General features: G+C 51.2%; 10 protein-coding genes. 3 read left to right on the top strand and 7 right to left on the bottom strand.

Annotation, left to right across the window (positions count from 1 at the left end; translation table 11 throughout):
* Window positions 1-7: 7 nt before the first annotated feature.
* From ACTJJS_RS07545 to ACTJJS_RS07535, 3 genes are all read right to left on the bottom strand, one after another.
* Window positions 8-1,282 (bottom strand): TolC family protein, encoded by a 1,275-nt coding sequence (locus ACTJJS_RS07545; RefSeq protein ID WP_440663149.1) that lies wholly within the window; start codon window positions 1,280-1,282, stop codon window positions 8-10.
* Window positions 1,283-1,349: 67 nt separating this feature from the next.
* Complete coding sequence (locus tag ACTJJS_RS07540) at window positions 1,350-1,961, bottom strand: TetR/AcrR family transcriptional regulator (protein ID WP_168872324.1); 612 nt, start codon at window positions 1,959-1,961, stop codon at window positions 1,350-1,352.
* A 192-nt stretch (window positions 1,962-2,153) separates the two neighbouring features.
* On the bottom strand, window positions 2,154-4,376 hold the full coding sequence (locus ACTJJS_RS07535) for an outer membrane beta-barrel protein (RefSeq protein ID WP_440663146.1): 2,223 nt from the start codon (window positions 4,374-4,376) through the stop codon (window positions 2,154-2,156).
* Between the two features lie 106 nt (window positions 4,377-4,482).
* Between ACTJJS_RS07535 and ACTJJS_RS07530 the strand changes: the two genes are divergently transcribed.
* Window positions 4,483-7,299, top strand: a complete 2,817-nt coding sequence (locus ACTJJS_RS07530; RefSeq protein WP_440663144.1) for an FAD-binding and (Fe-S)-binding domain-containing protein — start codon at window positions 4,483-4,485, stop codon at window positions 7,297-7,299.
* A 50-nt stretch (window positions 7,300-7,349) separates the two neighbouring features.
* On the opposite strand, the gene ACTJJS_RS07525 is transcribed toward ACTJJS_RS07530, so the two are convergent.
* Window positions 7,350-7,724, bottom strand: coding sequence for a hypothetical protein (locus ACTJJS_RS07525; RefSeq protein WP_440663142.1), 375 nt, complete (start codon window positions 7,722-7,724; stop codon window positions 7,350-7,352).
* 313 nt (window positions 7,725-8,037) lie between these two features.
* Window positions 8,038-8,838 carry a CRISPR-associated endoribonuclease Cas6 gene (gene cas6, locus ACTJJS_RS07520; RefSeq protein ID WP_440663140.1) on the bottom strand — a complete coding sequence of 267 codons (801 nt, stop codon included), beginning with the start codon at window positions 8,836-8,838 and terminating at the stop codon, window positions 8,038-8,040.
* A gap of 411 nt (window positions 8,839-9,249) precedes the next feature.
* Here cas6 and ACTJJS_RS07515 point away from each other — a divergent pair, with 411 nt between their 5' ends.
* Window positions 9,250-10,236: a terpene synthase family protein gene (locus tag ACTJJS_RS07515; protein ID WP_440663138.1), complete on the top strand. Its 987-nt coding sequence runs from the start codon at window positions 9,250-9,252 to the stop codon at window positions 10,234-10,236.
* A 14-nt stretch (window positions 10,237-10,250) separates the two neighbouring features.
* Here ACTJJS_RS07515 and ACTJJS_RS07510 read toward each other — a convergent pair whose 3' ends face one another.
* Window positions 10,251-12,020 (bottom strand): ATP-binding response regulator, encoded by a 1,770-nt coding sequence (locus ACTJJS_RS07510; RefSeq protein WP_440663136.1) that lies wholly within the window; start codon window positions 12,018-12,020, stop codon window positions 10,251-10,253.
* Window positions 12,021-12,170: 150 nt separating this feature from the next.
* On the opposite strand from ACTJJS_RS07510, the gene ACTJJS_RS07505 reads away from it, so the two are divergent.
* A complete protein-coding gene (locus ACTJJS_RS07505) occupies window positions 12,171-12,533 on the top strand; it encodes a hypothetical protein (RefSeq protein WP_168872318.1) in 363 nt (120 codons plus the stop codon).
* Window positions 12,534-12,538: 5 nt separating this feature from the next.
* Here ACTJJS_RS07505 and ACTJJS_RS07500 read toward each other — a convergent pair whose 3' ends face one another.
* Complete coding sequence (locus tag ACTJJS_RS07500; protein WP_440663134.1) at window positions 12,539-15,457, bottom strand: endopygalactorunase; 2,919 nt, start codon at window positions 15,455-15,457, stop codon at window positions 12,539-12,541.
* Window positions 15,458-15,640: the final 183 nt, after the last annotated feature.

Below are 15,640 nucleotides of genomic sequence, written 5' to 3'. Positions count from 1 at the left end.
AAATTAATCAGTTCCCGGAAGTGTTTTTATAGTTGTATTGTGCCTGTAGCAGCTGTATTTCGTGCAGGATACGCGACTGTTTGGCCAGGTTCTCTGCGTTTACCTGTGAGATGTATTCGTGTACGGTGATCACGCCATTGTCCAGCTGGGCCTTGGCAGATTGCAATACGGCGGAACGGAGGCGGATCGCTTCATCATCCTGCTCCATCAGGGCGGCGTACTTGTCCACGTCCTCCTGTTGTAGCTGCATAGTCAACGTAGTGTTGAGCAGGAATGTTTCCCGGTTGACATCTACCATATGCCGGTTGATGTCTAACAGGCGGCGGTTGTTTTTAAGGGAGTAGAGGCTGCCGAGCGACCAGTTGAGGCGTATGCCGCCCATCCACCAGGAACCAAAATCGTTGCTTACAATATTGAGGGTGGGCCGTCCATAGCCGCCTTGCAGAAAGGCGTTCAGCCTGGGGAGGTAGGCTGATTTCAGCTGCCGCTCCTGCACATCGTATGTTTTTTGCTGATAGTCGTATAATGCCAGTTCGGGGCGACGGATGCCTTCAGCCGGGCGGGCCGCGTCCGGATATGCCAGTACGGCACTATCGCTTAACGGCTGGTGGATGAAGGTCGCCAGCATTTTCAGATAGGCTTTACGGTTTGCGCGGAATTCTGTTGAGGCCATATCGGCATTCACTATTTCCGCCTGTAGCTCCGCTACGTTGCTCCTATAGGCGACACCGTTAGCCAGCGCCGCTTTCATTTTGTCGGTCGTGCTTTGGAGGTTGCTGCGCCGCAGCGCGTTCTGCCGGAGCTGCGCGTCCATGAGCAGCACCGCAAAATAAAGCTGGGTAACCCTTTCGCGGATAGCATAAAGGCTGACTTCCAGGTTCTGTTGCTGTACTTTTTCGTTGGCAAGGCTGGCTTCCTGCTGATAGCGGGTGACGCCGCCGTCATAGATTTGCTGGGATAGCTCCCCCTGTAAGCGGTATTGGTCTTTACTAAGCTCCGGTGGATGCAGGCCCGGGACAGGCGGCAGCACCGCTGCGAAGTTCACCACCTCCGACTGGTAAGAGGCTTGCCCGGACACGGTCAGCTGCGGCAGGTATAGCTTACCGGCATTGGCAACAGTATAGCGACTGGTACGGGCTATCAGATCGTACTGTTTGATGAGCGGATAGTTCTGTCTGGCCAAGGCGTAACATGTTTCGAGGGTCAGCGCCTGTTGTTGCTGCGCCTGTGCCGTCAGCCCGGCCAACATCATGATACAACCCAGCAGTTTACATACTTTCATGATGCATGATTCGGTTTGAATTATTGTTTTAAAAAACTGTTCAATCCATCTGCAAAAAAAGGGGCGGTTACCCCAACATGCCTTTCAGCCATAACGGGATCAGCTTTCTACGTTCATTCATCAACGTTACGAACTCTCCGTCTTTCACCAGCTCGTTGCGCTCCAGGAGTGGCCTCGCCAGAAAAGGCATCACCACCAGCCCTATTACGTTCATCATAATATGCACCGGGTGAACAGATAATTTACCTTCTTCTTTCATGGCAAATAATTGCCTGAACAGGTCCGACTGGAACAGTGTGTTCTGCTGTGCATAACGGGTAAACATATCATCTCCCGTAATCACCTCATTGACCAAAAACAGGGGAAAATCGGGGTTTTCCAACAGCAGGTCAATATAATAGTTGACCGCCTTGGTGATCTTCTCCGGGATGCTCAGCTGTTTATCATTAAAAAAGGTACTGATCTCAAATACCAGCTTTTGCACAGCTTCCGCCATCACCACTTCAAAGAGTTTCTCTTTACTGCGGAAATAGTAATTGACCAGCGACAGGTTGATATCCGCCTCCGCAGCGATATCGCGCACCTTCGTGGCCGCGAATCCTTTACGGGTAAATACTACCCGTGCTGCTGCCAGTATTCTTTCTTCTGTGCTGGCATCCTGTTCCTTTTTTCCTGCCATATACCTGATTTTACCATAAAGCTAAAGCAATAAATTGAAAATTGAACAACTTTTTAAAACAACTTTTCAAATTACAATCAAAGAAGCCACAGCAGCGATCCTACAGAAAAAACCACCATCCAATTAATTTTAAATCTCCAGAAAAACAGCCTGAATCACATCGTAGCCCAGGGCTTCCGCCCCGGGACGGGATCACGTTCGTTTCTTCTCCTCTTCATTGCCGGTGCCCCGTATTTCCCGCTTACGGGTAGATTGTCCCAGTTTGTAACTAACGGAGAGGCGTATATGACGGTTCACCTGAAAATGGGTAAACGTCTGCGGGATGTAGTTCACTTCAGACCGTATGACACTGGCACTGGACCGGAACAGGTCTGCCCCGTTGAGCGCAATGCTCATGCGGTTTTGCAGGCAGAGGGCTTTAATGCCGAGGTCCATATTGTAGTAGGTATTGGATTTGCCATTATGGTCCACTTCGGGGAACTGGCACCAGAAATTGAGCGCCACCATCAGTGTTTTGTCTTTATTAAGCGCAATATTATTATTGGTGGCCAGGTATACGCTCATGCCATCAATATCAGGGATATTGGGCAGCGCGCTGCGGGCGTCGGTATGATAACCGCTCACCTGGTTAATGCTTTCCAGCCAGGGCAATGGCTGCAGCGTAGCGCTGGCAGAGAGGCCATAGCGGTATATCTTCAGGAAGTTTAACGGTGTGGTATATACGGTATGATCATCCGGCATGGCCAGGGTGATGCGGTTAAAGCCGTTGTTGGTGATATTCAGAAAAGCTGCGGCAGTAAAGCGTTCGCGCCAGTGATGCGACAGCTCGAAGTTGCTGTTGTATTCCGGTTGCAGGTAAGGGTTGCCTTCCAGGTAGCTGTAGGCGGTGGTCAGCGACTTATAGGGGTTCAGGTCCCAGAATACCGGCCGGTTGATACGTTTACCAAACGTAAAAGCAAAATGGTTATCATCATTGTAATTCCAGGCAGCGGAGAAAGACGGGAACAGCTTCACGTAATTGTTGTTCATGGTTTTGTCCTGCACATGGGAAACCCCTTTTGTCTGTGTGGCTTCCATACGCAGGCCGGCATTCAGTTTCCATTTACCCGCTTCTTTAGATGCGGTGGCATATACCGCCTGCGTATTTTCCGTATAGTCGTATTCGTTACTCAGGTTGTTATCATACTCCATTTCACCATGGAGATTTTTATAATAGAAGACGTTGCTGTAGTTATCAATAAAGCTCAGTTTTCCGCCGAAGGCGTAGGCAGCAAAGGTGGTAGGCCAATGCAGGTCGGCTTTCAGGGTGTAAATATTGATGGCCTGTTTGTTGGTGTCAAAATATTTGGTGGTGCCGTTGGCAATGGCATCTCCTTTTCCGTCATACCGTTGACTGACGAAGTCTGACTGATCGGTACGGTAGTAGTTGAAATAATCGGCATCGACAGACAGCTGTCTGCCACTGGAATCCAGCTTTGTCACCAGGTGCAGGTTCAGCCCTGTGCTCCAGGCTACCGGTTGATAGGTCGCAAAAGTCCGCAGCAGCGAATCGAGCTGCCCGCGGGTGTTATACACCGGGTTGTTCACATGGTCATCACCAATGTAGGCGGTACGGGCGCCGCTGTAGTTAAATCCGATGGTGGTGCGGTTACTTATCTTGTAGTCCGTACCCAGCACCAGGTTGAGATTACGGATTTTATAGTTGCCGGTGTCCGTCTGTGACCAGAACTGATTCGGATATTGCAGGTCTATGCCGAAGCCTTCCAGGAAGCGGCCATGTTCGTAGTTGGCATTGCCATAGAACGACCATTTATGGGTATTGTAGCTGAAATTGCCACCTACCGCCGCTGTGCCGTAGTTAGTCACCCCATACAACGGTTTAAAACCGTAGTCCGACAATTTGCCGCTGGCCTGGATTTCCCCGCTGAAGCCCTGGTTCCTGTCACGCCGCGTAACGATATTGATCAGACCGGCATTGCCATCTGCATCGTAAGCGGCCGACGGATTGGTGATCACTTCCACGCGGGCTATCTCTCCTGCTGACATGGACTTCAGGTACCGTTGCAGGTCTTCCCCTGCCAGCGGGATAATCCGTCCGTTGACCATCACCTTCACCGCACCTTTGCCGGCGATGGCGACCAGGTTGTCTGTCACCCGTAGTCCCGGCACCCGGGCCATTACCTCCAGTCCGTTGGCGCCGGCAGCACTCACGCTACTGGTCACATTGTAGATCACACGGTCTGTCTTCCGCTCCACCAGCGCTTTCTGTTGCACAACAGAGATCTCCGACAGCTGGCGGACTTTAGGCGGAAGCACCGTATCTTTAGAGGGTTGCTGGGCGTGGGCCAGTACAGGTGTTATCAAAAGAAATTCAGCCAATAGAAAAAATGGCAACAGGTTTTTAGTTCCGGGCATGGTTGATAGTGGTTATTAAGAAAAGCGGTGGCTAAAGATATAAAAGTTATATAACTTGCTACCCATAATGTGAAATTCAACCAGTCAAGGAATAAGGAAAGTCGCCATGAACATTGCACACGAACTCAAAAACATCTTACCTGATAATCGTATCAAGTCCAGGTATATAGATCTTATCTCATATGCCTCAGATGCAGGCTTCTACCACCTGGTGCCGCAGGCGGTGGTACAACCGATCGGTGAAAAAGAGATCGTGGCGTTGTTTCGTTTTTCGCAGCAGCACCGGATTCCGCTGGTATTCCGTACCGGTGGCACCAGTCTTTCCGGCCAGTCCATCACTGATGGCATCCTGGTAGACCTCAGCCAGTACTGGAATAAAATACAGATAGAGGAAAACGGGCAGGCCGTGCGTGTGCAGCCGGGCATCACCGGGGCTATGGTGAACACCTATCTGAAAAAACACGCCCGCAAAATCGGGCCTGATCCGTCCAGTATCAACTCCGCCATGATGGGCGGTATCCTGTCCAACAACTCCAGCGGCATGTGTTGTGGCGTAGCGCTCAATTCCTACCATACCACGCGCTATATCAAATTTATCCTGCCTGATGGCAATACCTTCAGTACAGAGCATAAAAATGATTATGCCCGTTTTGAGATGGAGTGTGCGCCGCTGTTTGTAAGCCTGGCTGATTTCCGCGACCGGATCGCCGCAGACCAGGCTTTACACGACCGTATCCGCCAAAAGTACCAGACCAAAAATACGGTAGGCTATGCGCTGAACGCTTTCATCGACTATCACCATCCACTGGACATCATGGCCCACCTGCTGATAGGCGCCGAAGGCACCCTGGCGTTCATCGCCGAAGCTGTGATGGACACTGTGCCGGACTATGCCTACAAATCCACCGCGCTGCTGTATTTCCCGACCATCTACGCCGCCTGCCAGGCTATTGTGCCGCTGACCAATGCCGGCGCCCTGATGGTGGAGCTGATGGACAGGGCTTCCCTGCGCGCCGTAGAAGATATGGACGGCATGCCCGCCATCGTGAAAACGCTGCCCGAAACAGCTGCCGCGCTGCTGATAGAATTCCAGGAAGAAACGCAGGCCGCCCTCGACGCCCGTGTCAACGGTTTCATGGCTTCCGCCACCAGTCTTGATATGTCCGAACCGCCGGTGTTCACCACCAACCCGGCCGAGCAGGCTTTCTTCTGGAAAGTGCGTAAGGGGCTGTTCCCCGCCGTAGGCGCCGTTCGCGCCAGCGGTACCACCGTTATCCTGGAAGACATCGCATTCCCGGTGGCCAAACTCGGCGACGCCATCCTCGATCTGCAGAAGCTTTTCGTTCAATACAATTATCTCAACGCCATCATCTTCGGGCACGCAAAAGATGGCAACATCCACTTTGTTGTTACGCAGTCGTTCAACACGCCCGACGAAGTGACCCGCTACGAGCTTTTCATGCAGGACGTGGTGGCGCTCGTAGTCAACAAATACGACGGCACCCTCAAAGCAGAACATGGCACGGGCCGTAATATGGCGCCGTTCGTGGAAACAGAATGGGGCGGCGACGCCTATGAGATCATGAAAAAGGTCAAAGAGGCCGCCGATCCGCATAACCTGCTCAATCCCGGTGTGATCATCAATCCCGATGCCCGCGCGCATCTCAAGCACCTGAAGGAGCTGCCTACCGTAGAAGAAGAGGTGGACCGCTGTATCGAATGTGGCTACTGCGAACATAAATGTCCCAGTCGTGATATCACCACCACGCCCCGCAGAAGGATCGTTATCCGCAGGGCGCTCAAACAATTGCAGAAAAACGGCGACAAGGCCAATTATAAAGTCCTCCTGGACCAGTACCAGTACGATGTGCTGGAAACCTGCGCAGTGGACGGCCTATGCGCCACCGCCTGCCCGGTAGACATCAATACCGGCGATCTGGTGAAACGCCTGCGCCGGGAAAACCATTCGGCTACGGCCAACAAGTTCGCGCTGCAGGTGGCCAAACATTTCAAAACTGTGGAATGGGCCGCCAGGACAGCCATTCAGGTCGGTACCGGCATTAACCAGGTATTTGGCGCCAAGGCGATGACCAACCTTACCAAAGGCATCCGGAGCATTATTCCTTCCGTGCCGCTGTGGTCCACGCAGCTGTCACCTGCGCCTAAGCTGAACATCCTTCAGCCGCGGCAGTCTGCCGATGCCTCCATCGTATATTTCCCGGCCTGTATCTCCCGTATGCTCGGCACCTACGAAGGGAAATCCAAAAACCTCATGGAGACCTTCCTGAGCGTATGTGACAAAGCCGGTATCTCCGTAGTCGTTCCTGATAACCTCAGCGGTACCTGCTGCAGCCAGATCTTTTCTTCCAAAGGATATAAAGATGCGTACCAGCATACCGCCAATCATATCATCGACAAGCTGTGGGACGATACCCGTCAGGGCACGCTGCCGGTAGTCATCGATGTCAGCTCCTGCGCTTACACCCTGCATCATGTGCGCCCTACACTCACAGATGCCAACAAACAGAAATTCGATCAGCTGCAGATCCTTGATGCCGTAGACTTCCTGCATGATTTCGTGCTACCGAAAGTAACGGCTGTCAACAAGAAAAAAAGTATCGCGCTGCACCCGGTGTGCTCACTGGAGAAAATGAAGACCGGGCATAAGTTTGTCCGTGTAGCACAGTTTTTTGCAGAAGAAGTGATTGTGCCTAAAAACGCAGGATGCTGTGGCATGGCCGGAGATCGCGGGTTCTTGTTTCCCGAGCTAACGGCGTCGGCTACACGTCCTGAGTCAATGGAAGTGAAATGTAACGAGCATGATGGATATTATTCTTCTACGAAGACGTGTGAGATCGCGATGTCTGCGGCGGTGAAGAAGAATTATGAATCGGTGTTGTACCTGGTGGATGAAGGATTGTAGAAATTTTTCTCTTATAGAAAGGGCTTGCAGCGCTGCAAGCCTTTGTTATTTTATGATACTTTTTCTCTTAATACAACATCTGTATTACCATCGCTACCTACTTCCAGTATTAACTCCCAGTTTAATTTTTCAGCGATCCTGGTTAACAAATCCACATAGAAGGCTTCATTTCCAGGGTCCGCTTGTGACCCTACCACGGCGATCAAAGTAACCCATTCACTATTAAAATCCTCCTCCCGGCCATAGTTACCATTACTTGAATTAATGGCTGCAACGGTCATCCATGGGAATCCTTCCATATTAGTGAACTGTTGATTACCGATACGTCGCAGTTCTCCCATAGCGCCCAACACGCTGAGTACGTCACTGGTCAACATTTTCTGGCTATAGGTATCATCAGCTCTTAATTCGTAATACCAATACATCGTTTTGGGTTTAGTCCGTAAGCACCTGACATACTAACTTTAGCATTCAGCTTCATCAGCGCCACCGTAAAGTTATCATTTCTTTCACAAAGGAATTGTTTGTCATGAGTTGGCGGAAATAGTTCAAATAAAAATCGCCAACCGCCAAACATAAAATTTATGCTGACGATTGACGACTTTCCACATTCTATTTCACTGCAGCAACTATTGAAACATATTTGAAGTGAATAGATTTTCCTGTTAGATCGACTCAAAAAAGCAACAGGCGGTGTACATGTATAAAAAAGGGAAAATAAGCTTCTTAAAAAACATCTCACAGGATATGCAGGCTTCCCATGCCTGAGCTGTTATATACGCCTGCGCCGGCATCTGCCAATAGCTTCAGCGCCTGCCCCGCGCCTTTGACTTTGAGCCGGAAGTTAGTGTAGCCGCGGATCTTCGTCTCCTGTGGTGTATCAGCCTTAATAGTCACCAGCCGTGATTTGGGTGGTTTTTCCATCATCACCACTTCTACGCTGACCGGATCAAACAGCGTGTCTGCCTGGTCTTCGCCGTACATAGTGATAAATTTCTCACGCCAGTTATGCACCAGCTGCGTCACGAAATCAGGATGCTGTGGCGACAGGAAATCATAATATCCCCGGTCGTTTTTGGTGCCGCAAACCAGCGGTGAGAACGGCTGCAGCAGGATTTCCCGGACTTCCCTGTCCGAAATGTTTTCCAGCGGCGTCGGCGTGGGATGTACTTCTGTCACGACAAACGCCGCCTGACTGCGACGGTCGCCGATTTCAATGGTTTCATCGAGAAACAGCCCCCGGATAAAACTTTGGGCAGCCTGCGGCAAATGAAAAGAGATCATGAACATCGCCTCATCAGTGAGAAAACGGAAACGGTCTCCTTCAATGCGAAAGGCTGTACGGATCTCTGAAAAAGAAAACAGTTTAAATACTTTGAGGGAGCCGGGACGGGAATATCCTCTGTCATGGAGGAAAGCTGCATATGCTTCATCCGCCTGGTGTAATATCTTAAAAATCACTGCCGATAAGGCGTAAGGGTAATTAATTGGAATGACGGCTGCTGGTTGAGTGGCTTTTAGCTTAATTCGGAAACGCATGTTTACAAATGAATAAATGATGACTGTTGCAAACAACAACACGAACAATACAATCAGTTTTCTGAACTACTAACTGCCTTAGACCCCAATAAGTACTATCAACCCAACAAAAAAAATGCAGCCGTGGGTGAACGGCCTCCTTCAACCCCGGCTTTTCACCCCCCTGGCGGGCAGATCCCAACCTCGTATTATGGCCCCGCTCCCATTAAACTGCGGAATTGCTGCGGCTAATTAACGTCACAGTCTTAATTTTAGGTGCGTCCTGTTTTGCCCTGCCAACTATCCCGGCCTTATTCGAGCCAACGAACGAGCAGATTGATCCGTGAAGACTGTTTACCACCGGTACAGGTTATCAAAGCACCCAAAGCACGCGTCCACCTCCGCTTTTTAAACACTTAAATATTCAGTTTTATGGAAACAACAACACTTCCGGGGCTGTATTGCCCCTTCCCGGGAAAACTCAATCCTTTGGTTGAAAAAGCCGACCGTCATACGGCCGCGTGGGTCAGGAAATTCGGGCTGGACAGCGGCAACGGCCAATGGCAGCTCTACCAGGAACAGAAATTCTCCTGGATGGTGGCCCGCATGTTCCCCAATGCCAACCTGTTCAGGCTGTCTGTTGCGGCCGATTTCAACACCCTGCTTTTCCTCTGGGACGACGAGATAGACCGTATCACCCTCAACAACCCCGGCGGCTTTGAAGCCCTCGCCGGTAAAATGATCGGCGTACTGAAAGGCAAATATCAGGCGGTGCCACAGCAAGACCCGCCCCTGCTGCTGGCCATGCAGGACATTTGGCTGCGCATGGTACAGATAGGACCGGCCGACTGGCAACAACGGTTCACCACCAGTCTCCACGCCGCCTTTATGTCCAACAGCTGGCGCATGCAACATGTGACCTCCACGGATGATATCACATTAGAAGATTATATGCTGCATCGCCCGGGTATTGGTGGCGCCAACTTCTTCCTCGACCTGGCCGAAATTATGGAAGACGTGTTCCTGCCAGCGTCCTGGTATGCTGACTCCCTGATCAAGGACCTGGGCCTGCTTACCAGCAGGACCATCTGCTGGGCCAACGATCTGTTTTCCTATACCAAAGAACTGGAACAGGGAGATGAACTGAATCTGGTGATGATGATCAAAAACAAAAAACAGGTGTCGCTGGAGCAGGCAGTCCACGAAGCGGCCGCTATCCATGATGACGAAATCAGGCAATTCCTGCATACGGCAGATGTGGTGCTGTCGCTCAGCTCCGGACAGGATTATCCGTTGCTGGACCGCTATATCCTTATGCTGGAACATATGATGGAAGGGAATATCTCCTGGAGCACGCGCGATACCAGCCGTTATGGCATTGCCCGGACCAACTACGAATTACGGGTTACCAACTACTAGTGGTCCTATGCCAACTACTGCTTATGTGAATTTGTAAGACGGGGCTCAAATTTGACCATTAACTCATTGAGGGTTTTCAGATCGATAGGTTTGGTCATAAAATCATCGGCGCCGGCTGTGAGCATCTCTGCGATGGATGCTTCGGCCGCGTCGCCGGAAACGATGATCACGATGGCATCCTGCGTTGCGGGGTTTTCCCGCAGCGCCGCCAGCGTGGCTTTGCCGTCCATTCCCGGCATATGGGAATCCAGAAAGATAATGTCAGGATGTGTGCCGACAGCTATTTTCAGCCCTTCTTCGCCGCTGTAGGCCGCGGTGGACAGGCATTCCATCCGTTCCAAAAAACGGCAGAGGATCATATTGCTCATCTGGTTATCATCCACCACCAATGCCTTTACACCGGGAAATGCACGGAGCGTGATGTTCCTGTTCACCGGAACAGCCGGCGCCGGTGTTTCTTCTACCACCACCATCGGGAGGCTGACGGTAAATACAGACCCTTCACCGGCTTTACTGGTCACGGTAATGGTACCACCCATCAGTTCCACGAAACGCTGTACAATCGGCAATCCCAGCCCGGTACCACCGAAAGCATGCTGCTCAGACACATACGGTGAAAAAATAGTCGACAGGCGGTCAGGCGGGATGCCTTCGCCGCTGTCTTTCACCATCAGCTGCCATTGCCTTCCATCGGGCCTGATCTGTACGGTGACCGTACTGTTTGCATGGGTGAACTTGATGGCGTTAAACAACAGGTTGTTGAGTATCTGGGTTAATTTGATCTTATCTCCCTCCACCCGCGCAGGCATCTGAGGGTCTATCTCCAGCACAATATTGACATCCCTCACATTGGCGATGTACTGGTAGATAGCTGTTGCTTCGCCGGCCCAGTCCCGCACGTTAAACACACCTGTTTCCAGCTGCGGCGCCACGCCTTCCTGCTGCCGGAAATGTTCCAGGTTGTTGTTGAGGATCTGCAACACATTATGCGAGGCCGAATACAAATGCTCGATAGAGGCTTTCAGCTCAGCCGGATACAGATCGCTTTTCTGTACCTGCATTAACAGGTCCTGCGATATGCCGTACACCGCGTTAAAAGGGTTCCTCATTTCATGGGAAGTTTCCATCGCCTGACGCCTTGTGGCCTTGTCAGCCATTTCCAGCTCGGTGGCTTTCCGCTCCAGCTGTGCGTTTTTACGCCGCAGCGTACGTACATATAACGCAAAAGTGATCACGTCCAGCACCAAAATGGCCGGGATGGTCACCCAACGGATGAGGAACTGCTCTTCCACCGTCAGCGGCAGCGGTTCTATGAAATAGTAGTAGTAATTCAGTTCGCACAATACCAGGCATATCACGGAGATGGCTATACTGAATTTTATCAGTAGCGGTTTACCATGAAACACCATCAATGCAGCGCCCAGCAGGAAAAAAAACAGCAGGTACACTTCTGTTACCATGCCCAGCAACGCACTGAAATAAACGATGGAAAGGTTATGCACACAAGCCGTCAGGATGGCTGCTGTATTATGCCACCTGAAATGGTTGAGCATAAGCACCACCACAAACAAAAGGGCTTCTGCGTAAGCGGGTATCAGGATCTCCAGGTTACTGGTAAGATAGTAGATAACAGTGCCGAAGATCAGACAAAGAGCAATTGATGCAAGACTGAGGGTGTTGATGATACTGACTCGTTTCTTCTCCTCTCCTTCCAGCTGGGCAGTCCCGGTATGTATAATTTCCCGTGCGAGCAGCACGGGGTGGAACAATCTAAAATAGGTCATTGGGATATCGGTTTGCTGAGCACATTCTCCACGGTGAACATCACATGCTTGATTTATTCTGTTACGAAATTAATCACAAATCGCCGTATAAAGATAAAATGTATTTTTGCAATATATTTTTATCTTTCGATGAATAAATTACTGATTTTTTTGCTCTTTTTAGCATTCGCGCCACAGATTGCCAAATGCCAAACTTACAAAGCCCCTACAAGTACCAACGCAACATTTCTGGGCACCGTTAAAGGTATCAGTTACACCTATCAGAACGGCGTTATCACCGTTAAGAATAACGGCCGGTACAATATCGGTATCCTGCGCATCGCTGCAGAATCTACGGCTGACAAAGAACTGTACGGCGTAGCCCTCTTTGAAGACGGGCTGGATAAGGGGCAAACACTGAAAACCACGGTATATTTCACCCGTGGCCTGGATAATGATAAGGAAATTCCCCTGAAGGAAATCGATGCCCAAAAGCTGGTGTTCTGGATTGACAAGGCCACCAGGGCGCAATAGGCATATTAACGGCTGCTCGTTTTACCCCACTCATCGCGATAAACCAGGATGCTTTTCCATTGAATCCCGGAAGAACGCACGCTGCGGAGCCACTCCGTGGCATCTGCAGCCCTGACGACCTTAATGCCGGAAATCTCCGCTCCCTTTACGTCATCGAGGAAGAGCGCATACCGGCCGTCCTGTTTCTCATAGCTGAACGAGCTTTCCCTGACCGTCAATCCTTCCACATGGCGCGCCCACAGCCCGTACGAAGGCTGGATTTTCAGGTTTGAAACATTGTATTGTCCCACGCCAAGCTCCGGTGGCCGGTTGGCCGTATCTGCCAACGGACGCCCCCCTTTGTCGGTAATGTGTACATCGTTAAAAACAACATTCCGGATGTAACCGGTATGACGGCCATCCGGCAGGGTGAAGTCCAGTCCGCCTTCCACATCACCGGATGCCGGCAGGCCATAACCGGCTATGATGGAGGTAGACCGGCTTTGTGAGCCATCGAACGGCTTCCAGCGGATACCATTGCCGAAAGAACTGCCGCTGTACACTTCCGAGATATCTATACTGTTGACAAGGATGTTTTCCACCTGTCCGATGCTCACGTTCTGCACCAGCAATTCCGTACGTTTCCGGTCTTCTTCCCGGAAGGTGTATTTACCCACGGTAGCGCCGATGACCCGTCCGCGGTTGGAGATGGAGATAAAAAACGGCGCCGTAGTGCGCTGCATGCGGGAACGCCGGTTCACCGGACCGGTATGCCCGCAGTTGAGGTGGATGTCTTTCACATGGCCTCCGTCATTCGTGGAGATGGAGAACCCGGCTTTATTAGCGCCCAATACGTATATATTGTCCACGCAGATGTCCATGATATCGTCCGCTGTTTCAGAGCCAATCTGGAAAAGATTGCAGTTCGTGTCGCCGATCACGTTACGTACCCTGTAATGCCGCGCCGGACGGGTAAATCCGAGAGAGCAGTCAGATCCTGGCTTGATGATATCATCCGAACTGACGCGGGAATAAATATTCCTGACCGTTACCTGGTTACAGCCCATAAAATCGTAGATGTCCCGTACGTTGGTCTGGTCCATTTTCCCGAAATAGGTATCATGTACAAAGAGCGTGTCTGTACCGGTGGCCAGCAGCACGAAATGGCCGGCGCGGTCTATCTGTAGCATGTTGCTGTCATCAGCTGTATCCAGACCTTCATAGTAAGGCATGTCTTTGGTAAAATCGTACCACAGGTCATTATCCCGATGAATGCCGCCTATCTCCACATTGGTGCATAGTTTCAGCGAGAACATCTTATCTGCGCGTTTGTCTGGCTGGTTGTTCATCACTTTGTCGCTGGTGACGAGGTTTCCGTTTCCCGTAATAAGGCCGTTGCCGATGATTTTGATGTTGTCCAGCCGTTCGCCGAAGAACATGGCATTGTGAAAGTAGTGATGCCCGACGTCTTGTTTGGTGAGGTAGTTTTCCGGGTCTTCGTAGGGACCGGCGTCTGTCGGAGAAAGGCCGGAGCGGTAGGCTTTATCGCTGAACCAGGTGGTCTCCGGTGCATCTGCGCCCTTCAGCGCCCGGATCGTTGCCTGCCTGCCGATATAGAGGTACACGTTGCTTTGCAGGTGTACCGTACGCACGTTGTAGGTGCCTTCGCTGAAAAGCAGTGTGCCGCCACCGATGTTATGGACGAAGTTGATAGCCTCGTTGATGCGGTCCGTATGATCGGTAGTATCGCTGCTCTGCACGCCGAAGTGTTTTACATCCAGCAGGCCGGTATAATAACCGGCGATATTGGAACCGCCGCCTTTGAATACCAAACGGAAATGATACAGCTGGTCCTTCCGTAAGCCCGTAACCGTAGCAGTGCCATGTTCCGCGTCTATTGTGGCTTTCGCGGCCGACCAGCGGCGGCCGGTGTCTGTAGACAGTTCCATCGATACTTTGGCAGCACCGTGCGGCGTCCAGCGGAACTGCGTCTGTGTATAGTCATTGGAATGTTCATGATAAGGTTTGTCTTTTATCAGCACTCTTTTAAAATCGGAGATGTTGTTCGTTACCCAGAGGGAGGTTGTTTCTCCTGCCAGTCCGGAGCTGGTCAACACGGCGGGCTGCGACGTGGTGCAGGCAGCGCTGATGAAATACCGGCCGGTATTTGCCGGTGTTACATCATGTATTGTCAGGACGATGTCCGGCCCGTTCGCCGGGCGCAGGTCCAGGTGGCGGAGCGTGAGGGTATTTCCATTACCTGAGATGACGGCTTCGCCCGCACGTGTATAGGAATAACGGGTGCCGGTGCGGCCGATAGATTGATGGGGAAGGTCCTTTAGCAGTACGGCGCCACGGCCTATTATGTTGACCGTGGTATTTTCCTCCGTGATGTTAATGCCTTCCGGGAATTTTATCACTACCGTGGCATCCGGGCTTCGCTGGCCGGCGATATAATGCAGCGTGATGGTGTTTTTTACCTGCGCCGTTATTGTTGGTCGTTGTAGCTCCAACCGGCCGGTGAGGGCTTGTTGTTGCGGCAGCAGGTAGTAAGTCGTGCTGCCTCTGGCGTTGGTAAGTGTGAAGCGGTCGCCTGCCGCGATAGTGCCGGTGTCTTTGGGTTTTCCATCCGCTCCTGTGATCTGGCGGCTGTATACGGCTACGTTGGTTTGCAGTTCTGCTAACAAATGCGCTGCCGTAGTGGCGGTGCTGACCAGGCCTTCGTTGGCTTTCGTATCTACGGTGTAGGCGTAGGTGCTGCCGGTAACGACTTTTATCGTGTCTGCGGAAATAGCAGCGATGTGCGGGGATATTTGGCGGGGAATGGCGCGGGGTAGCGGCAGCGGGATGGTCGCGTTGCTATTGGGCTTTCCCGGGCCATTGGCCGCCATGGTGGCCGTTGTACTGAGTATACTTACACCTACTAGGAAGAGTATTTTTTTCATAACGGAAGGGAATTGGGGTTAAGTTACGCAATCGATTGAAATTTTTATAATTTGAGTTTAAAAGAAGGGGATTGACGGCTTCTGTTCTCCGGCAATTGTTGTTTTAATTGGACGATACGGGAGTCGAAACTACACCAGCGTTCCGTGTCAATCAATATCAGAAATAGTATTAGTTGTACCTTC

This window comes from Chitinophaga sp. 22308 (genome assembly GCF_052045305.1).
GTDB lineage: Bacteria > Bacteroidota > Bacteroidia > Chitinophagales > Chitinophagaceae > Chitinophaga > Chitinophaga varians_A.
This window is presented reverse-complemented; position numbering and strand designations above follow the sequence as displayed.

Coding starts and splice junctions, on each gene's coding strand:
- ACTJJS_RS07535 (WP_440663146.1), bottom strand. CDS start 4,376: ATGCCCGGAACTAAAAACCTGTTGCCATTTTTTCTATTGGCTGAATTT.
- cas6 (WP_440663140.1), bottom strand. CDS start 8,838: ATGCGTTTCCGAATTAAGCTAAAAGCCACTCAACCAGCAGCCGTCATT.
- ACTJJS_RS07510 (WP_440663136.1), bottom strand. CDS start 12,020: ATGACCTATTTTAGATTGTTCCACCCCGTGCTGCTCGCACGGGAAATT.
- ACTJJS_RS07545 (WP_440663149.1), bottom strand. CDS start 1,282: ATGAAAGTATGTAAACTGCTGGGTTGTATCATGATGTTGGCCGGGCTG.
- ACTJJS_RS07500 (WP_440663134.1), bottom strand. CDS start 15,457: ATGAAAAAAATACTCTTCCTAGTAGGTGTAAGTATACTCAGTACAACG.
- ACTJJS_RS07530 (WP_440663144.1), top strand. CDS start 4,483: ATGAACATTGCACACGAACTCAAAAACATCTTACCTGATAATCGTATC.
- ACTJJS_RS07540 (WP_168872324.1), bottom strand. CDS start 1,961: ATGGCAGGAAAAAAGGAACAGGATGCCAGCACAGAAGAAAGAATACTG.
- ACTJJS_RS07525 (WP_440663142.1), bottom strand. CDS start 7,724: ATGTATTGGTATTACGAATTAAGAGCTGATGATACCTATAGCCAGAAA.
- ACTJJS_RS07515 (WP_440663138.1), top strand. CDS start 9,250: ATGGAAACAACAACACTTCCGGGGCTGTATTGCCCCTTCCCGGGAAAA.